Below are 18,787 nucleotides of genomic sequence, written 5' to 3'. Positions count from 1 at the left end.
GGCGGCGGCTGCCGCAGCCAGGATCGCGGCGGTGGTGCAGGGATGTGCGATCGCCGTGGGAACGGGCTCGACGCTTCTCGTCATCTCGATCAGCCGGCGGAAGCCGTCATGATCCGAGAGCTGGATATCGGGCAGCGCCATGCGCGGGCGCCTTACTTTCTCGGTTGGCGCTTTGACCTCAGCCTCGCCGTTGATCACCTCCTCGCCGGCCTGGTTGATGCAGCAACAGTCGAAGACGACGATATGATGCTTGGCGCGCTTCTCGCGTACCGTGACCGACGCGACAATCGTATCCCCCAACCCTACGGGTCGCTTGAACCGAAGGCTCTGGCTCAGATAGATCGCGCCCGGCCCAGGGAGCTGCGTGCCGAGCACGGCCGAGATCAGACCACCACCCCATAGGCCGTGCGCGATCACCCGCCCGAACATGTCGCCGGCGGCATATTCGGCATCGAGATGGGCCGGATTGACGTCGCCCGAAACCAGGGCGAACAGCTGAATGTCCTGCTCGCCCAAGGTCCGCGTGACGCTCGCCGTCTCACCCACGACGATCTCGTCGAAGGTCCGGTTCTCGATCATTTTGAGGCTGCCCATTGCTCAGCGCTCCAGCACATAATGGCCGGGTGCATCGCAGAGCGCTACGAGGCCCCTGTCCGGATTACCCATCGGCGGCGGGGCCTGCGGCGCGCCGGAATGATCGCCGAGCCAGGCCACCCAGTCCGTCCACCATCCCTCGCGCGCCTCGGCCTGGTCCAGCCAATCGTCCGGATCGAGCGCGGGGCGGTCGAGGACGCGGGTCGCGACATGATAGCTGCGGTGGCGATGCCCGGGCTCGGACACGATGCCGGCATTGTGGCCGCCGCTGGTCAGGACGAAGCGGATCTCGGCGCTGCTCAGCCAGTGCAGCTTGTGGACCGACCGCCACGGCGCGACAAGATCGCGCTCGGTCCCCACCACGAAGATCGGCTGACGCAGCGACGAGAGCGTGATCGTGCGCCCTTCGACCTTGAACCGGCCTTCGGCCAGATCGTCGTCGAGAAAGAGCGTGCGCAGATATTCGCTGTGCATGGCGTAGGGCATGCGGGTGCCGTCCGCATTCCATGCCATCAGGTCGGTCATGGGTTCGCGCTCGCCCATCAGGTAGGTGCCGAGGATGTGCGACCAGATCAGGTCGTTGGACCGCAATATCTGGAAGGCGCCGCCCATCTGGCTACTGTCGAGATAGCCACGGCTCCACATCATATTGTCGAGCAGGTTGAGCTGCGCCTCGTCGATGAACAGGCCGAGCTCGCCCGGCTCGCTGAACTCGGTCTGCACCGCGAACAGGCTGAGCGATGCGAAGCGTTCGTCGCCGTCGCGAGCCATGGCCGCCGCCGTGATCGCCAGCAGCGTCCCGCCCAGGCAATAGCCGACGCCGTGGACCTTGTCCGAGCCCGTGATCGCTATGACCGCGTCGAGCGCCGCCATCGGCCCGAGGCGAAGATAGGCGTCGATATCGAGGTCGCGGTCCGCGCTCTGGGGATTGTGCCAGGACAGGACGAACACGGTATAGCCCTCGGCCACCAGCCAGCGGATTAGCGAGTTCTCCGGCGACAGGTCGAGAATGTAATATTTCATGATCCAGGCGGGAACGATGAGGATCGGCTCGGGGCGGACAATCCCGGTCGTCGGCGCATATTGGATGAGCTCGACCAGCGCGTTGCGGAACACCACCTTGCCGGGCGTGATCGCCACCGTCTCCCCGGCGCGGAACGCCTCAGTCCCTACGGGCGGCTCGCCTCGGGCGCGCCGCTCCGCATCCTCCATCCAATGCTTCGCACCCTCGACCAGGCACTCACCACCGGACTCGATGATCTTGCGCTGGAGCACGGGATTGGTCGCGAGGAAGTTGGTGGGCGCGATGACGTCGAGCATCTGCCGTGCCGCGAACGCCACCATCTCTTCATGATGCCTGGACACGCCGCTGATGCCGGTGGTCGCCGCATGCCACCATTGCTGGGTGAGAAGGAAGGATTGCGAGATCAGGTCGAAAGGGAACTGCCGCCAGGCCGGATCGATAAAGCGCCGGTCCTGCGGTAGCGGCTCGATCGCCGGCGCGGCATCGACCTGCCCCACACGTCGCACGGCATAATCGGCAATCCGCTGGACCTTTCGCCCTGCCTTGCCGGCAAGCTGCAGCCGCTTGCCCGGCGATATGGTGAGATGAGCACACCAGTCCAGCCACGCCTGCATCATTGTCACCGGCGACAGGCCAGAGGTCATCTGCGCGATTGCCGCGGCCGAGGCATGGTCGAGCGTCCGAGCGATGCCGTCGAGTGGGTCGCACTTGGCACAGTCTGCGGACGTATCGATCATGCAGCGTTTCTCCGGGGGACGTCGCGGCATGCCCGGCATGGCTCGAAACAACATTACGTGATGTCCCCAGATGCTTGTCCGTTAACGAGCGCACGCGCATAATGCCTGCCATGTCTCTCGAGGCGGGGCTCTCCCAAACCGCCCGTCTCGGTGACCCCTCAGGCTCCAGAGGGCCACCGCCAGTCGCGAACGGCAGGCATATCGATCCCGTGTGCCGCGATGTACCGCTTGTGCTCGACCAGCTGATCATCGATCGTCTGCTTGGCGTAGGCGGCCGCGCTATCGGGCAGCTCCACATGGTCGATAACCTTCCCCATGAGATGGAAGCGGTCGAGATGGTTGCGGACCACCATGTCGAACGGCGTCGTCGTCGAGCCCTCCTCTTCGAACCCGTGGACGTGGATATTCTGGTGGTTGGTACGCTTGTAGGTGAGCCGATGAATTAGTGCCGGATAGCCATGATAGGCGAAGATGACCGGCTTATCCGTCGTGAAGAGCGCGTCGAACGCGCTGTCGCTGAGCCCATGAGGGTGCTGGCTGTTGGGCTGCAACGTCATCAGATCGACGACGTTGACGACGCGGACCTTGAGCTCGGGGAGTTGCACACGCAACAGGCTGACCGCGGCCAGTGTCTCCAGCGTTGGAACGTCGCCAGCACACGCCATGACGACATCCGGCTCTCCGCTGCGATCGTTGCTGGCCCAATCCCAGATACCGATGCCGCGCGTGCAGTGCTTGATCGCCGCATTCATGTCGAGCCACTGGGGTGAAGGTTGCTTGCCGGCAACGATGACATTGATTCGGTCCCAGCTGCGCAGGCAATGGTCGGTGACAAAAAGCAGGGTATTGGCGTCGGGCGGGAAATAGACCCGCACGATGTCAGCCTTCTTGTTGACGACATGATCGACAAATCCGGGATCCTGATGGCTGAAGCCATTATGATCCTGGCGCCAGACGTGAGAGGTCAGCAGATAATTGAGCGAAGCGATCGGGCGACGCCAGGGCACCTCCTTCGCCGTCTTCAGCCATTTGGCGTGCTGGTTGACCATCGAATCGACGATGTGGATGAACGCCTCATAGCAGGAAAACAGGCCGTGGCGGCCCGTCAGCAGATAGCCTTCCAGCCATCCCTGGCAGCAATGTTCGCTCAGCACCTCCATCACGCGTCCGCTGGGATCGAGATGGACATCGTCCGCGATCGTCTCCGCGTCCCAGCTCCGGTCGGTGGCTTCGAAGATCGTCTGCAACCGGTTGGATGCTGTCTCGTCCGGACCGAAAACGCGGAAGTTGCGGGCCTGGGCGTTCTCCCGCACCACGTCGCGCAGGAACGTACCCATCACCTGGGTCGCCTCGCCGTCGCTCTCGCCGGGATGAACAACCGGGACCGCGTAGGATGCGAAGTCGGGTAACCGCAGAGGGCGCATCAGAGCCCCGCCATTGGCATGCGGATTGGCACTCATCCGCCGGTCGCCGCGCGGAGCCAGAGCCGCAATTTCGGGCCGAAGCCGCCCGCCATCATCGAACAGTTCTTCCGGATGGTAGCTGCGCATCCATTCCTCGAGCAGCCCAAGATGCTCGGGCTTGTCCATCGTGAACGGGACCTGGTGCGCCCGCCAGAAGCCTTCGCTCTTCTGCCCGTCGACGATCTTGGGTCCGGTCCAGCCCTTTAGGCTGCGCAGGACGATCATCGGCCAGAGCGGACGCGTCGTGACCCCACCGTCGCGCGCGGCCTTCTGGATCGCGTGTATCCGATCGACCGCGTCGTCTAGCGCGGCCGCTATCGCCCGGTGCATCGCGTCCGGCTCCTCGCCGTCGACGAAGATCGGCAGGTAGCCATAACCGCGAAACAGCGCGTCGAGCTCGGTGTGCGAAATGCGCGCAAGGACAGTCGGACTTGCGATCTTGTAACCGTTGAGATGCAGGATTGGCAGAACGGCCCCGTCGGTCGCGGGATTAAGGAACTTGTTGCTGTGCCACGAGGTCGCCAGCGGTCCGGTCTCCGCTTCGCCGTCGCCGACGACGCAAGCAACGATCAGATCGGGATTGTCGAAGGCGGCGCCAAACGCATGCAGAAGAGAATAACCCAGTTCACCACCTTCATGGATTGAACCGGGCGTATCGGGTGACGCATGACTGGGAATGCCGCCAGGGAAGGAGAATTGCCGGAAAAGCTGGCGCAGGCCATCTTCGTCGGGACCGATGGCAGGATAGACTTCGCTATAGGTGCCCTCGAGCCATGTGTTGGCGACGACACCTGGTGCGCCATGACCAGGCCCGGCGATGAAGAGCGCATTGAGGCCGCGCGCCTTGATGACACGATTGAGGTGCACATAGAGGAAGTTAAGCCCGGGGGTCGTACCCCAGTGTCCAAGCAGCCGCGGCTTGACGTGATCCATCTTGAGCGGTTCGCGGAGCAGCGGATTATCGAGCAGATAAATCTGTCCAACCGAGAGGTAATTGGCGGCGCGCCACCAAGCGTGGATCAGGCCGATCTCATCGCTGGAGAGTGGCTGGCCTGTCGCCTCGGGCTGCGGGTCCATGGTCATTCTTCCTGAAACTGAAAAGGCATGGTTTCCCGGCCGCCGAGCCGGAGCTGGTGTTTGCCGGAGCGCTGATGCGCCACCGCGCAGCGCTCAAACTGCTTGCGCACCCATGAATGGCGCAGACTGCTCACAACATGCGTATTGATACGGATGGCAGTGCCGCACACTTATACCAGGCAATCACGTCGCTTCCGGCATCAGCTCGGCCCCCTACTCCGATACCGCCCTGGTTCGGCCGCGTGCGCGTGCCCCGGCCGCCAGCTCAACCACCTCGGCGGTGATTTCCTCCTGACGCGTCAGCCGTTCCTCGCGTTCAAGTGCCTGGAGTCTGGCGTCGATATTGGTTTTCGCGGCCGCCATCGTCGCCATGCGAGCCTCGTTTTCAGCGGCGAAGGCCTCGGTGGCCGCTTCGCACAGCTGGGCGAAGACATATTCCTGGGCCAAGCGCTCGACGAGGTCGCTTGCCGGCAGATTGATCAGGGGTATCGACCCAACTGGCTCCGGCGGAAACATATCGGGATCGAGCGGCAAAAGGCTGCGGCGGACGACCGACGCACCATGCCCTGCCGTCCAGACCGGATAGATCATTGCGACCGGGACCGCGCCGGCCACGGCCACATAATCGTAGAGGGCGCCAAGCAGTTCGGTTGCCATATTGGCAAGCGCAGCGGCGCGACTGGGAAGGCTGGTGGCCCAAGCGACGGGCAGTGACCGCTCGGCAGCAAGCGCGGCGGCACGGTCGCCGACGAGGAAGAAGTGCGCCGCTTGGGAATCGCTCGCAGCGGCGTTCAAGACCTGCTCTGGAAAGGCGCCCGCGAACCCCTGCTCTGCGCCGAAGACGATAAGACCTGTCTTGCCCTTTGCGCTGTTCAGCGGCGGTGCCGCAGGTCCTGTCTGTAGCTGCCGCGCCTTCCCAATCGCATGACCCGCCGTCGCGGCATAGGCGCGGATCGCGGGCAACAACGCGCGGCCCTGCTGGGCACGGGCGCCGGCGATGCCGCGCATCGCATTGACCACCGCACCGAGTTGCCGCACAGTGGCGATCCGTCGCCCGACAGTGGCCAGACGATCGCTCATGTCGCGGCGCCAGCGCTGGAACTGGCGATCATCCGTTGCACGGCCGCCAACAATGCGGCCCGCAACGTCGCATCCATTGTCCCCTTATCCTCGACCTGCCCTGTGAGCTCGGCGGCGTTGGCATCGAGCCATGACGGCAGCGTCGCGCGGATCGCAGTGATGTCGGGGATCGCCAGGGCATCCAGGAGGCCCTCCGTGAGCGCGATTGCCAGCGCCACCTGATCGACGACCCGCAGAGGCTGGAAGCGCGGCTGGGAGAGTAATGCGCGCAGCCGCCTGCCACGCTCGATCTGGGCCTTCACGCGCGGCTCTGGCTGCTCGCCGAAGCGGGTGAACATCTCGAGTTCGAGGAACTGGGCATAGTCGAGCCGCATCGTGCCGCTCGCGTCCCGCAGCGCCCGGGCCTGCGTCTTGCCGCCCACGCGGCTGACGCTGGTGCCGACATCGACCGCGGGTTTGTGGCCTTCGGCGAACAACCGGGTGTCGAGCACGATCTGCCCGTCGGTGATCGAGATCAGGTTGGTCGGGATATAGGCGCTGACATTGCCGGCATCGGTCTCCGCGATCGGCAGCGCCGTGAGCGAACCGCCGCCCTTTTCGGGCGACATGCGGGCGGCGCGCTCCAGCAGCCGCGAATGGAGGTAGAAAACGTCGCCTGGATAGGCCTCGCGTCCCGGCGGCTGGCCGGTCAGCAGCGCGATCTCGCGGTGCGTGGCGGCATGCCTGGTGAGGTCGTCGAGCACAACGAGCGCATGGCCGCCCTGATCGCGGAAATATTCCGCCATGGTGAACGCGGCAAACGGCGCGATCCATTGCAACCCCGGTGCGGAAGCCGGGCTCGCGACCACGAAGATGCAGCGTTCCGGCGCGCCATGGCGGCGCACCTGATCGATCACGCGCGCGACACTGGAGGATTTCTGGCCGATCGCGACATAGATGCATATCATGTCGCTCGACCGCTGGTTGATGATCGCATCGACGGCGAGCGCGGTCTTGCCGGTCGCGCGGTCGCCCAGGATCAGCTCGCGCTGGCCGCGGCCGAGCGCGAACATCGCGTCGATGACCAATATCCCGGTCTGCACCGGCTGAACGACGAGGTCGCGATCGATGATCGACGGCGCGGGGCGCTCCACCGACTCGAACCGCTCGGCGACGATCGCCGCCCCGCCATCGAGTGGTCGGCCGAGTGGATCGACGATACGGCCGAGCAGTCCTCGCCCCACCGGCGTGCGCACCACTGCGCCGGTGCCCGAGACGATGTCCCCCGCCTCGATGCTGTCAGCATCCTCAAGCATCACGCAGCCGATGCGATCGCGGTCGAGCGTTTGTACGAAGCCCGCCTGACCTCCGGCAAACTGCAGCAATTCGTCGAGCCGTGCCTCCGCCAAACCCGAGACCAGCGCTACGCCATCGCCGATTGATTCGACGCGGCCGATCTGGCGGACCTGTGCGCCGATTTCCGCCGCGGCCACGCGCGTCGCGGCCCGGGCAAGCCATTCATCCGCGGAGCCCGGCATGATCGTCCTCCTTGAGTGCCGCCAGCTGCGTGTCGAGATCGGCTCGCCAGCTGTTACGGACGAGCATGTGCGGTCCATGGAGCTCGAACCCGGCAATCAGCGCGGGATCGACGGTGAAGTTCGGTGCTGCAAGCCCCGGCAGTGCCTCTTCGAGCTTTTGCACGCATCGCGCTTGGGTCTCCCCATCGAGCGCGGCCGGCGTCACGATGGCGAGAGGAGTGTCACCGGCCAGGGCTCGGCGTTCCTCGACCGGCAAGCGTTCGACCCGTTCGAGCAGGGCAGTGAACATCATATCGGTGGTGCCCGCGGCCGGTAGCCGGCGCAGCAACGCAGACGCCATCTGGCCCGCGAGCACGGCCGCGTTTTCCTCTAGCTGTGTCGCCATGCCCTTTTGCGCGTCCTCGACAGAAGCAAGCGCCTGCTTCGCTTTTGCATCGGTCTCGATCGTGGCCGCATCAAGGAGGCGGCTGCGTTCGGCCTCTATGCTGGCCAGCAAAGCTGACCGGCGTGCCTCTCCATCGGCGGCGAAGGCGTCGGTCTGCGCCTTAAGATCCGCTTCCAGCTTGAGCGCAGCTGCCTTTGCAGACTCCGCATCGGCGAGCAGCTGGTCCATAGCCGTCTGGCGCGCGGTGATAGCCCCCATCACCGGACGAAAAAGGAAGCGTGCGAGCAGCCAGACGAGGATGACGACGTTGATCGCCTGCAGCGCCAGCGTCCACCAGTCGATACGCATGTCAAGCGAAGGGATTGGCGAAGAGCAGCAGCAGCGCGATCACGAGACAATAGATCGCCATCGTCTCGATCATGGCCAGGCCCACGAACAGGGTGCGCGAGACGGTGTTCGCCGCCTCAGGCTGGCGAGCGATCGCATCCATCGCTGCGGCGACCGCCTTGCCTTGGGCGAGTGCCGGCGCGATCGCGCCGATGGCGATGGCGAACGCCGCGCCGAGGATGCTGACGATGTGGATCCAGTTCATGAAGAGACCTCGTGGTTCGGCGCTTTCGGGGATGGGTTCGCTTCGCTGATGGCGCTGCCGATAAAGACCATTGCGAGCGCGCCGAAGATGTAGGCCTGGACGGCTCCGGTCAGCATCTCGAGCGCCATCAGCGGGATCGGTACGAGCAACCCGGCAAGGCTCAGCACGACGCCGATCATGAACACGCCGCTCATGACATTGCCGAACAGGCGCACCATCAAGGAGAAGCTGCGGGTGAACAGCTCAACGAGATTGAGCGGCACGAGCAGGATCGACGGCTGCGCGAAACTGCGCAGATAACCGCGCGCGCCAAGCGCCCGGACACCGAACCAGAGCGTCGCGCCGAACACGATCAAGGCCAGCGCCGCATCGGTTTCGAGGGCCGCCGTAGGCGGTTCGACGCCGGGCAAGAGCGATGACCAGTTTGCGACGAGCAGGAAGATGAAGAGCGTCCCGATCAGGGGCAGATAGGGCCGTGGCTCAGCGTCCATCGTCTCGCGAATCTGGCGCGCGATCACTTCGACCACCAGTTCCAGCGCCGCCTGGGTCCTGGTGGGACGAAGGCCGAGCCGCCGGGTCAGAAGCCAACAACCGATCGTCAGCACCGCCATGATGCCCCATGTCGTGACGACCGGCTGGCTGATCGGAACCGGTCCGATCGTGAACAGGATATGGCTTTCGAGCGGAGAGGCGAACTTCACGACACCGCTTTCAGTCGGTGCAGCACGACCTGTCGCGCCGCCATGAACCCGGCCGCAGCCGCGAGTAGGTCCACCCAGCCCTGCCTTGCGGCAACGAGCAGCACGCCGAGCGTCAGAAGCATCCGACCGAGCCGCAGGCCGAGCGACAGCATAATCGATCCGCCATGGACGAGCAGGTCAGCATCCTTCGCGATAGCCAGGTAATGTGCTGTTCCGGCAGCGGCGCCGAGCAGCAGAAACAGGAGGACGGCCCAGGGCGTCATTGCCGCCCGATCCACTTCCAGGCCGACCAGCAGCCGAGGCTCACGCCAAGGATCAGCAGCGGCGCGGTCCAGAAGATACCGCTGGACAGCCGATGGTCGAGCCAGCGGCCGATCGCGAGCGCAATTAACGCCGGCACGACGACCTGCCAGCCAAGCACGCCGATCTGGCCGAAATTGCGCGCAAAGGAGGGCAATCCCCGCGCCCTGCGTCGACGTTCAGCGCGCTGTTTGACCGCGTCCACGAGCCGTTCCTGCTCGGGTGGCAGATCCTGGGTCATAGACCGATCTCCGCCGGCACGCCCTGCAGCGCCTCGACCATGCGCCGGATCGCGCGCATGCGCAGCCGCGTCGCGGCGGTGCGACCGCTGCGTTCGGCATCGCCGCGCTCACGGTAACCCCTAAGCACTACCGTCTCGAGTTCGTCGAGATCATCGCCGACATGCGCCTCGCGCGTCGCGATCGAGACGTCATTGCCGCCACTCACCGTCAGAATGCCGTTGCGCACCGCGCAGTAGCCGGCGCGCCCGTCCATGTCGCGCCAGGAGACGACCGAGATATCGAGCGCGGTCAGGAAATCGGCGTGACCGTTCAGGATCCCAAAGCTGCCCGTCGCATCCTCGGCGCGGATTGCGGCGACCTCCCGGTCGACCATGATCGCGGTGGGATCAGTGATGCGCAGCCTCATGGCTTGGGCCCCACCTTGCCGCGCGCCTCTTCCAGGTCTCCGACCATATAGAAGGCACTTTCGTGCCAGTCGTCGGTCTCGCCACCGAGGATAGCGCGCACGCCATCGAGTGTGGCGTGGAGCGGCACCGATCGTCCGGGCTGGCCTGTAAAAGCCTGTGTTACGACAAAAGGCTGCGTCAGGAAGCGCTGGAGTCGGCGGGCACGGCCAACGATCAGCCGATCCTCCTGTCCCAGCTCCTCCATGCCGAGCAGCGCGATGATGTCCTGCAGCTCGCGATAATGAGCGATCGTCTCGCGGACCTTTTGGGCCAGCGCATAATGGTCCTCGCCCACGACCAGCGGATCGAGCAGGATCGAGGTGGAGGCAAGCGGATCGATCGCCGGGTACATGCCCTCCGCGGCCATCGTGCGTGACAGGAGCACATTGCTGTCGAGATGCGCCGAGATCGCCGTCACGGCCGGATCGGTGAAATCATCCGCAGGCACATAGACCGCTTCGATCGCGGTCACCGATGCGCCCGCGACCGAGGCGATCCGCTCCTGGAGCGCCGCGACTTCGCTCGCGAGCGTCGGCTGATAGCCGACCCGCGACGGCATCCGCCCTAAGAGCCCCGAAACTTCGCTGCCCGCCTGGACGAAGCGGAAGACATTATCCATCAACAGCAGCACATTGCGTTTCTGCTCGTCGCGAAAATATTCGGCGATGGTAAGCGCGGTCAGACCGACCCGCCAGCGCGCGCCCGGCGGCTCGTTCATCTGTCCGAAGACCAGCACGGTCTTCGCGATCACGCCGGAAGTGCGCATGTCGGTGAGCAGTTCATGCCCTTCGCGCGAGCGCTCGCCGATACCAGCAAACACCGACACGCCCTCGTAACGTGCGACCATTGCGTTGATCAGTTCCATCACCAGCACGGTTTTGCCGACCCCGGCGCCACCGAACATCGCCGCCTTGCCGCCCTGCGCGAGGGGCGCAAGCAGATCGATCACCTTGATCCCGGTCTCGAACATCGTCGTCGCTGTGCTCTGGGCATCGAGTGGCGGCGGTTGGCGATGGATTGGGCGAAGCGGAACGTCCACTGGAAGCGCCGCCCCGCCGTCGCCGATGACGCCGGTGGCATCGAGCAGGCGGCCCAGAACCGCATCGCCGACCGGGACCATGATCGCTGCACCCGTGGCCTCGACGTGGGCGCCGCGCGCGAGTCCGCTGGTGGTCTGGAGTGCGACCGCTCGCACGGTGCGCGCATCGACATGGCTCTGCACCTCGGCGATGTGCTTCCCTGTTGGGGTTACGATGCACAGCGCATCGTTGACCGGCGGAAGCGAGCCGGCGGCAAATTCCACGTCGAGCACGGGACCGCGGATCGCGCAAACGCGTCCGCTCGCCTTATCGATGTCGGGTGCCGCGCTGCTCATCTCAAGCTTCTCATGACGGGAGCTAAAGCGAGATCGGGCGGCATCGATATGCGGGACTATACGGATGCTCGTCTCTGCGCCGCGGCTTCGCCGGATCGCTAATGCAATCCGGTCTGGCGAAGTCCGATGTATCCCGACTTTCAGGACGCCAGTTTCGCTGTTCTGTCCGGCTCACGCCTCGCCAGTGGCGCACCTGTCGCAGTCCTGCGGCGAATCGTCGGCGGCCATCAGCAGAACAGGCGCGAACCCACCACCGGCGGTGCGCATATTGGTGGTTTGGCCCTGATATAGTCGCGCTGCGGCAACAAGCGGCTCCCCATCATAGGTGTAGAGACGAACGTCGATCTTGCGCTTAACCGTCTCTCCATCCAGCCGGATGATCCGCTCGCTTGGTCGCACATAGGCTTGGGCGACATAGTCGCTCTCCAGGATCTCGGCCCACACCGATTTCGTCAGCTTGTCGCCACGATAGGCCGCTTTGCTCCCATACCCTCCGGCCGGCTTGAAGAAGAATTGCCTGCGGCCCGCCCAAAGCCGCTCGGCGGAAGCCTTGTCGACCCGTTCGGTTGCCGGAATCCCGGCAACAAGCGTGTCGACAATTGCCGGGTCGAAACCCCATTCCCGCAGCTGCGCGGTGTCGGACAGCAGGGTGAGATTGCGCTTGTCGGCGAATTTCGCGTGGACATGGGGATTGGGCGTTACGACCACCGAGCCGTCGAGATATGCCGCTCGCAATGCCGAGTGCTCGGGTCGATCGAGCGAGAAATCGACGAGCCGGTTGTAGATGAGATCCACATTCCGGTCCCCATAGCGAAGAGTGCCGGACGCATAGGCGAATTCAGAAGGATCGGCGATGCAGACGCTATGGCCGGCCCGCTCCAGCAAATGGCGGGTCAACAGAAACTCGGGAAACAGATATTGCGATACGGGATCGTCATCGACGATGGCGATGGAGACCGGTTCGCCGCTGCCGCGTTGATAGCGCCATTCCTTCGAGAACATGGCCGCGACCACGGACTCAAACGGATCTGCGCGAAGAAAATCTGTCGGCTCGGAAGGACAGCAGACTCGTTGTGCCCGCGCGAGCACGGCATTCAACATTGCTCCTCCTGCATTGGTATTTATTTCGATCAGGGCCGGGCCGCGCTCGCTCAGATGGAAGTCATAGCCCATGAAGACGCCGTGCGGACCAAAGTCCTGTCGGGCACTTACTGGCGCCCAGGCCATGGTGGCTGCCAGATAATCCGGGTGGCGGGCGACCGTCTCGATCGCGGCGATGATGCGCTGCATCCCGGCGAGTTGGGACACATTGATGAACACCGCGACGTCCGAGAATAGATGCGGACGCGTTTCCAGATATGACGCTCGCATTGCCAGATCGCCCGTCTCCCGGACGAGTGCGTCGCTCAGGGCGGCGCGATCCAAGGTTACGCAAACGCATTCCGAACGTCCGTTCTGGAGGTCTGAGACTCGGGCTTCCTCTAGGCTCGGCACGCTATCGAGCTTCCCTGGAATAGAAACTGGACCCAGAACATAGCCTGATCCTTCTTTGGCTCATGCAAATTTCATTTCACGTGAGCGGCAACGACTTCGCCCGCCGCGTGATGACGCAAGAGGCTCGCTCACGGCGCGATCAGCCCCTGTTCTCGGGCGGCATCGTCATAAAGGAAGGCGGTGTTGGGATCAGGGTGGCCATAGCGATCAGAATCCGTTTCTCCCAGCCGGGTCAGCAGATCCCTGATCAGCGCGAGGCGTGCCTGGTGCTTGTCGTCCCCGCGAACCACCGTCCAGGGTGCCGCGATGCTGTGCGTGCGGGCGAGCATTGCATCGCGCGCCTTGCTGTAGGCCTTCCAGCGCTTGTTCGCCTGGTCGTCGATCGGGCTGATCTTCCACTGTTTGAGCGGATCCTCGCGTCGGGCGGTCAGGCGTTTCTTCTGTTCCGCCCTCGAGATATCGAGATAATATTTTACCAGCGTGACCCCGCAATGTTCGAGCAACTGCTCGAACATTGGGACGGTCGTCAGAAACTCCTCATATTCCTTGTCGGTGCAAAAGCCCATCACGCGCTCCACGCCGGCGCGATTGTACCAGCTACGATTGAACAGGACGATCTCGCCGGTAGCCGGCAGATGAGGGACCCAGCGCTGGAAATACCACGACCCGCGATCGTGATCCGATGGGGGGCCGAGTGCCACCACCCGGGTTTCGCGCGGGCTCAGATGCTCGACGACACGCTTTATCGTGCCGTCTTTGCCGGCTGCGTCGCGCCCTTCGACGATGACCAGCACCTTGCGGCCATCCTCGATGATTCCCCGCTGCAGGGCGGTGAGCCCGATCTGGAGCGCGCGCAACTGCTCGGCGTAACGGGGTTCGTTCTTCGCCTTCACCACCGGTTCTTTCTCCTGTCGGCAATCATGCACACCAAGATAGCGGGCCGCGAGGGCCGGGGTCGCACTCGTGGGCCGGTCTCAAACAGCGGCACCAACGGCATTGTGCTCCACCGCTGAGGCCCGACTCATGCCGCCCCGACTGATACCCGCCAGCCGGGTCCGCTTCAGCAGCAGCGCGTTGACCGCGACGAGTGCGGAGCTGCCCGACATAGCCAGCGCAGCGACCTCGGGGCTCAGCAGCACCGGATAGAGCACACCCGCCGCGAGTGGAAAGGCGATCACATTGTAGCCGACTGCCCACCACAGATTCTGGTGCATCTTGCGAAGCGTGGCGCGTGAGAGCGCTATGGCACCGACAATATCATAGGGGTCGCTCTTCATCAGGACGACATCGGCGCTTTCCATCGCGACGTCGGTGCCCGCCCCGATCGCAAATCCTACGTCGGCCTGGGTAAGCGCGGGGGCATCGTTGACCCCGTCACCGACCATGCCGACACGCTGGCCCTGGGCCTGCAGCTCCTTGACCTTCTCCGCCTTTTGACCGGGAAGCACATCGGCAAGGACGATGTCGATGCCAAGCTCATCGGCGATTCGCTTGGCCGTGCCGGCGTTGTCGCCGGTAATCATCGCGACCTTGACGCCGCGCTCCCGAAGCGCCGCGACGGTCGCCTTCGCGGTTGGCCGCGCCGCATCCGCTATGGCGATCAACCCGAGAATCTCGCCGCCGCGCGCAACATGGACAACGGTGCGCCCCGCCCCTTTCAGGCGCTCGCCAGGTTCCTCGAGGGCTCCCAGCGCTACTTTTCCTTCATCCATGAGACGCCGGTTGCCAAGCACCACGGTTGCGCCCTCGACCTGGGCGCTGGCGCCCTTCCCCTCTATATTGGCAAAATCGCGCGTCTCGGGAAGGGTGATACCGGATGCACCTTCGAGGACCGCCAGCGCAAGCGGGTGGTCGGAGTTGCGCTCGATCGCACCGGCGATGCGAAGCACCTCGTCCCGGGTGATGCCTTCCGCTGTCACTACTTCGACAACATTGGGCCGGCCCATGGTGAGGGTCCCCGTCTTGTCGAACACGATGACGTCAAGCTTGGTCGCATCCTCGAGCGCGCTGGCATTCTTGAACAGGATGCCGTTCATCGCGCCAAGGCCGGTACCGACCATTATCGCCATTGGCGTGGCAAGGCCAAGGGCGTCCGGGCAGGCGATCACGAAAACGGTTATCGTCATGGTCAGCGCAAACAGCAATGTCCCACCCAGAATCCAGTACCAGATGGCGAACGTCGCGAGACCGATCAGAATTGCCGCGAGCACCAGCCACTGCGATGCCCGGTCGGCGAGCAGCTGTGCCGGCGCCTTCGAGTTCTGCGCTTCCTGGACGAGCTTGACGATCTGGGCGAGCGCGGTGTCGGCGCCAACCTTGGTCGCGCGATAGCGGAAGCTACCGCTGCGGTTGATCGTCGCGCCGATCACGGTGTCGCCGGCCGCCTTCGACACCGGCATCGATTCGCCCGTGAGCATCGACTCATCGACCTCAGATTTGCCTTCGAGGATTTCGCCGTCGACGGGAATCTTGTTGCCCGGCCGGATCAGCACAACATCGCCGGCCAGCACCTCGGCGGTCGGCACTTCGACGTCCTTTCCGTCGCGCTGCACGGTCGCCATGGGCGGCGCCAGATCCATGAGCGCGCGGATTGCCTGGGACGCGCCGGCGCGAGCGCGCATCTCCAGCCAATGGCCGAGCAGAATGAAGATGAGCAGGACCGCGGAAGCCTCGTAAAATTGCTGGCCCTTGAACAGGAATGTCGACGCCACGCTGAACAGATAACCGGTGCCGACGCTCAACAGGACGAGCACCGCCATATTCAGCACACCGTTCCGAAGCGCGCGGATCGCGGCGACCACGAAGGGCCAGACCGGATAGAGGATCGCGGCGCTGGCAAGCAGGAACAGGGTCAGGTCGAGACTGAGTCCGAACATCGGTTTCAGAAGGGGATGGTCCAGACCCATTGGCGACAGCGCAAAGATCGGCAGGCCAAAAACGAGGCTGACGATAAACCTGTTGCGCATGTCGCGCGCCATAGCCGCCATGTCCTTGCCGTCGCCATGGCCCATCTCGTGCGCCATGGCGTCGTGTTCGGCCGTCACCGGCTTGCGATCGGGAGCAACCGATCTTGCGGCGACACCATCGGAACGATGATCGGGAGGATGCGTCGCGTCGGGCAAGACAGAGGACTGGGTTGTGCTTCCGATCACGCACACGTGCCGCGGGACGAGCCGGCCGCCGCAATGGAAACCGCATGCCGCGATCTGCTCCTCTATCGCGGTTTCGCTGGTGCGCGCTTCATCAAAGCTGACGGTGACGCTGTCGGAGGCGGCGTTCGCGGAGACCTGCGTCACGCCGGGAACCCGCAGCAACTGCTTTTCGACGCCGAGATGGTCGAGCGATTCGAATGATCCACGCAGATCGAAGGTGGACGTCTTCAAGGCAGGTCTCCGAAATCGAGGCAAGCCGCCGCCGACGTGTCGGCAGCCATAGATGCGCCCGCCGCCAAGGCCTGCGCGTGTCGGCCGGTCATCCCGGCTGACCTATTGCCGCCGATCACCCATGAAGCGCAGCAGGAACAGGAACAGGTTGAGGAAGTCGAGATAGAGCGTCAGCGCTCCCATCACGACCGCCTTACCGCGAAACTCGGTACCGGCCACATCGAAGTAGACGCTCTTGATCTTTTGCGTGTCGAAGGCAGTCAGGCCCGCAAACAGAAGCACGCCGATCGCGCTGACGATGAGATCCAAAGTGGACGACCGCAGGAACATGTTGACGACCATGGCGATGAGCAGGCCGACGACGCCCATGATCAGGAAGGTCCCGAACGCCGACAGGTTCCTCTTGGTTGTATAGCCCCACAGGCTCAAACCTCCGAAGGCTGCGGCCGTAACGAAGAATGTGCGCGCGACACTCACGCCGGTATAGGCGAGGAGGATGGTCGACAGCGATACGCCCATCAGGATCGCATAGGTCCAGAACAGTGCCTTGACGGTGCTCTCGGACAGCCGATTGATACCGAAGCTTAGCGTAAAGACCAGGGCGAGCGGTGCGAAGACCGCTATCCATCCGAGCAGCGTCGGAGTGCCGCTCGCGGCGAAAAACACGGCGCGTATGGCGGCGCTGTTCGCAACCAACATCGCGACGATCCCGGTCAACAACAGACCGCTGGCCATGTAGTTGTAGACTGCGAGCATATATGTTCGCAGTCCCACATCAAAGGCGACCGCGGGGATTGCCGGATTCCTGCCAGCGGTAAGCGGCGATGTGGTCGGTTTCAGCGGATCTGCCATGGCCAGTGCTCCTTCTCGGTGTCGCGGTTTCAAGCTTCAGTCATTTCGGCGAGGCGACCGGCACGTACGTGCAGCCGCGCCGGCCTATACGCCACGCCCCGATGCCGGGCGGACGGCTGAGCGGTTCCCCTGGGATTTGCGCCGGTCCGGCTGGCAGGGAATTCATCGCTGATCCGCTCCTGCGTCACGCTTCGCCCCGAGCAGGCGCGCGAGGTGGGGCACGAACGGTGGAACGGTCTTTGCGTAGCGCCGATAGGCATCATCAAATTCGGCGAGAGCCTCACGCTCCTCGGTCCGCGCCAACCGCAAATACATGACGACGAGGACCGGAAACATCGCAAGCGTCAGGATCGTCGGCCACTGCAGCAGGAACCCGAACATCACCAGAATGAACCCGATATATTGCGGGTGCCGCACATAGGAATAGATCCCCTGGGTCGCGAGCTCGTGGACCTTCTGCGCGTCGTACAGCGCCTTCCAACCCGTCGAGATCAAGATGAACCCGCCGCCGATCAGGATAAAGCTCATGATATGGAATGGCCCGGCATGCGGGTTCGCCCGCCAGCCGAAGAGCATCTCGAGCAGATGCCCGGCATCATGCGAGAACCAGTCGATATTGGGATAATGGCTCTGCAGCCACCCGGACAGGACATAGAGAGTCAATGGGAAGCCGTACATTTCCACGAACAGCGCAACCAGGAAGGCGCTGAACGCGCTGAACGATCGCCAGTCCCGAGTGGTTCGCGGCTTGAAGAAACTGTAGGCGAACAGGATGAAGACCGCTGCATTGACGACGACGAGGCCCCACAGACCATAGGCTTGCGCATGGCCCGTCACTGGCCCTGACCCTCCCGGGGCGAACGACCGGCCCCCGGCTGCGGTGTTCCATCGTGACCATGCCCATGTCCGTGATGCATGAAGAGGTGCATCAGGGGACACGACAGCAGCAGCAGAAAGGGCAGCGCGCCAAGTACATGCGCGCGATGCTCCGTGAACAGCAGCACGAAACCGAGCGCAAGAAAGCCTATCATCACGATGCCCGCGCGCGACGTCAGGAAATTCTTTTTCCCAGTATGTGCCGGTCGTTGCCGTTCCATGATCACGTTTCCTTGAATATAGAACTCGTTAAAAATTGCTGATTGCTCACTTGCGCTGCGCCGTCCTAGGGACGCTGCCAATGACCGATCCAATTGTGGAATGCGGCGAAGAGACCTCCCACGGCTGCGCCGAAGACGATCGACCAGCACAACCCCGCCCCAAGCGCGACGAACGATCCCGGCGGAGCTGTCGTGAACATCGTCACGAACATGTGTGACCCGATCGGACCGAACAAAGTCGCCGCGAGCCAGCAAAGCACGAAGACAGTGGAAAGAGCGGCAGCGCTGCTCGCGGCACATCGTATCACACTGAGCTTGCTTGCATCGGTCATGACGGCTTCCTTTCCCCCCAAATTTGGGCCGGATCGAAGACAGCCACTATACGTATTCCACCCAAGGCTCGGTCGCTCGACCCTGGTCGATGCTGC

Annotated in this window: 19 protein-coding genes; all 19 read right to left on the bottom strand. The window is 63.8% G+C overall.

Features of this window, described 5'->3' with window-relative positions:
* Positions 1-594 (bottom strand): MaoC/PaaZ C-terminal domain-containing protein (locus C100_RS27330; protein ID WP_024018195.1); only part of this gene is annotated, 594 nt, incomplete at its 3' end.
* 3 nt (positions 595-597) lie between these two features.
* On the bottom strand, positions 598-2,355 hold the full coding sequence (locus C100_RS27325; RefSeq protein ID WP_024018194.1) for a PHA/PHB synthase family protein: 1,758 nt from the start codon (positions 2,353-2,355) through the stop codon (positions 598-600).
* 158 nt (positions 2,356-2,513) lie between these two features.
* Positions 2,514-4,895, bottom strand: coding sequence for a phosphoketolase family protein (locus C100_RS27320; RefSeq protein WP_031308588.1), 2,382 nt, complete (start codon positions 4,893-4,895; stop codon positions 2,514-2,516).
* A gap of 213 nt (positions 4,896-5,108) precedes the next feature.
* Positions 5,109-5,975, bottom strand: coding sequence for a F0F1 ATP synthase subunit gamma (locus C100_RS27315; protein WP_024018191.1), 867 nt, complete (start codon positions 5,973-5,975; stop codon positions 5,109-5,111).
* Complete coding sequence (locus tag C100_RS27310; RefSeq protein ID WP_024018190.1) at positions 5,972-7,492, bottom strand: F0F1 ATP synthase subunit alpha; 1,521 nt, start codon at positions 7,490-7,492, stop codon at positions 5,972-5,974. Before C100_RS27310 ends, C100_RS27315 begins: the two co-directional genes overlap by 4 nt.
* Complete coding sequence (locus C100_RS27305) at positions 7,473-8,225, bottom strand: F0F1 ATP synthase subunit B family protein (RefSeq protein WP_024018189.1); 753 nt, start codon at positions 8,223-8,225, stop codon at positions 7,473-7,475. The genes C100_RS27310 and C100_RS27305 overlap by 20 nt, the downstream gene beginning before the upstream one ends.
* Position 8,226: 1 nt before the next feature.
* Positions 8,227-8,469: a F0F1 ATP synthase subunit C gene (locus tag C100_RS27300; protein WP_010405656.1), complete on the bottom strand. Its 243-nt coding sequence runs from the start codon at positions 8,467-8,469 to the stop codon at positions 8,227-8,229.
* Positions 8,466-9,170 (bottom strand): F0F1 ATP synthase subunit A, encoded by a 705-nt coding sequence (locus C100_RS27295; RefSeq protein ID WP_024018188.1) that lies wholly within the window; start codon positions 9,168-9,170, stop codon positions 8,466-8,468. The genes C100_RS27300 and C100_RS27295 overlap by 4 nt, the downstream gene beginning before the upstream one ends.
* On the bottom strand, positions 9,167-9,433 hold the full coding sequence (locus C100_RS27290; protein ID WP_024018187.1) for an N-ATPase subunit AtpR: 267 nt from the start codon (positions 9,431-9,433) through the stop codon (positions 9,167-9,169). The genes C100_RS27295 and C100_RS27290 overlap by 4 nt, the downstream gene beginning before the upstream one ends.
* A complete protein-coding gene (locus C100_RS27285; RefSeq protein ID WP_024018186.1) occupies positions 9,430-9,711 on the bottom strand; it encodes an AtpZ/AtpI family protein in 282 nt (93 codons plus the stop codon). Before C100_RS27285 ends, C100_RS27290 begins: the two co-directional genes overlap by 4 nt.
* Positions 9,708-10,118, bottom strand: a complete 411-nt coding sequence (locus C100_RS27280; protein WP_024018185.1) for a F0F1 ATP synthase subunit epsilon — start codon at positions 10,116-10,118, stop codon at positions 9,708-9,710. Before C100_RS27280 ends, C100_RS27285 begins: the two co-directional genes overlap by 4 nt.
* Entirely contained in the window at positions 10,115-11,533 is a 1,419-nt protein-coding gene (atpD, locus tag C100_RS27275; RefSeq protein ID WP_024018184.1) for a F0F1 ATP synthase subunit beta, read from the bottom strand. The genes C100_RS27280 and atpD overlap by 4 nt, the downstream gene beginning before the upstream one ends.
* Positions 11,534-11,704: 171 nt before the next feature.
* The gene (locus tag C100_RS27270) at positions 11,705-12,958 is read right to left on the bottom strand and encodes a hypothetical protein (protein ID WP_024018183.1); all 1,254 of its coding nucleotides are present in this window, start codon (positions 12,956-12,958) and stop codon (positions 11,705-11,707) included.
* A gap of 197 nt (positions 12,959-13,155) precedes the next feature.
* Entirely contained in the window at positions 13,156-13,920 is a 765-nt protein-coding gene (ppk2, locus tag C100_RS27265) for a polyphosphate kinase 2 (RefSeq protein WP_235218992.1), read from the bottom strand.
* Between the two features lie 81 nt (positions 13,921-14,001).
* Positions 14,002-16,410, bottom strand: coding sequence for a heavy metal translocating P-type ATPase (locus C100_RS27260; RefSeq protein ID WP_024018181.1), 2,409 nt, complete (start codon positions 16,408-16,410; stop codon positions 14,002-14,004).
* 102 nt (positions 16,411-16,512) lie between these two features.
* Entirely contained in the window at positions 16,513-17,262 is a 750-nt protein-coding gene (locus C100_RS27255; protein ID WP_024018180.1) for a Bax inhibitor-1/YccA family protein, read from the bottom strand.
* 162 nt (positions 17,263-17,424) lie between these two features.
* Positions 17,425-18,099, bottom strand: a complete 675-nt coding sequence (locus C100_RS27250) for a methyltransferase family protein (RefSeq protein ID WP_024018179.1) — start codon at positions 18,097-18,099, stop codon at positions 17,425-17,427.
* On the bottom strand, positions 18,096-18,359 hold the full coding sequence (locus C100_RS27245) for a DUF2933 domain-containing protein (RefSeq protein WP_024018178.1): 264 nt from the start codon (positions 18,357-18,359) through the stop codon (positions 18,096-18,098). Before C100_RS27245 ends, C100_RS27250 begins: the two co-directional genes overlap by 4 nt.
* Before the next feature lie 65 nt (positions 18,360-18,424).
* Complete coding sequence (locus tag C100_RS27240; protein ID WP_024018177.1) at positions 18,425-18,691, bottom strand: hypothetical protein; 267 nt, start codon at positions 18,689-18,691, stop codon at positions 18,425-18,427.
* Between the last annotated feature and the right edge of the window lie 96 nt (positions 18,692-18,787).

Source organism: Sphingobium sp. C100, assembly GCF_000508185.1.
Lineage (GTDB): Bacteria > Pseudomonadota > Alphaproteobacteria > Sphingomonadales > Sphingomonadaceae > Sphingobium.
This window is presented reverse-complemented; position numbering and strand designations above follow the sequence as displayed.

Excerpts from the sequence above, each read along its gene's own strand:
- C100_RS27285 (WP_024018186.1), bottom strand. The coding sequence starts at position 9,711 with ATGACCCAGGATCTGCCACCCGAGCAGGAACGGCTCGTGGACGCGGTC.
- C100_RS27315 (WP_024018191.1), bottom strand. The coding sequence starts at position 5,975 with ATGAGCGATCGTCTGGCCACTGTCGGGCGACGGATCGCCACTGTGCGG.
- C100_RS27310 (WP_024018190.1), bottom strand. The coding sequence starts at position 7,492 with ATGCCGGGCTCCGCGGATGAATGGCTTGCCCGGGCCGCGACGCGCGTG.
- C100_RS27320 (WP_031308588.1), bottom strand. The coding sequence starts at position 4,895 with ATGGACCCGCAGCCCGAGGCGACAGGCCAGCCACTCTCCAGCGATGAG.
- C100_RS27305 (WP_024018189.1), bottom strand. The coding sequence starts at position 8,225 with ATGCGTATCGACTGGTGGACGCTGGCGCTGCAGGCGATCAACGTCGTC.
- C100_RS27245 (WP_024018178.1), bottom strand. The coding sequence starts at position 18,359 with ATGGAACGGCAACGACCGGCACATACTGGGAAAAAGAATTTCCTGACG.
- C100_RS27290 (WP_024018187.1), bottom strand. The coding sequence starts at position 9,433 with ATGACGCCCTGGGCCGTCCTCCTGTTTCTGCTGCTCGGCGCCGCTGCC.
- atpD (WP_024018184.1), bottom strand. The coding sequence starts at position 11,533 with ATGAGCAGCGCGGCACCCGACATCGATAAGGCGAGCGGACGCGTTTGC.
- C100_RS27300 (WP_010405656.1), bottom strand. The coding sequence starts at position 8,469 with ATGAACTGGATCCACATCGTCAGCATCCTCGGCGCGGCGTTCGCCATC.
- C100_RS27240 (WP_024018177.1), bottom strand. The coding sequence starts at position 18,691 with ATGACCGATGCAAGCAAGCTCAGTGTGATACGATGTGCCGCGAGCAGC.
- C100_RS27280 (WP_024018185.1), bottom strand. The coding sequence starts at position 10,118 with ATGAGGCTGCGCATCACTGATCCCACCGCGATCATGGTCGACCGGGAG.
- C100_RS27325 (WP_024018194.1), bottom strand. The coding sequence starts at position 2,355 with ATGATCGATACGTCCGCAGACTGTGCCAAGTGCGACCCACTCGACGGC.
- C100_RS27255 (WP_024018180.1), bottom strand. The coding sequence starts at position 17,262 with ATGGCAGATCCGCTGAAACCGACCACATCGCCGCTTACCGCTGGCAGG.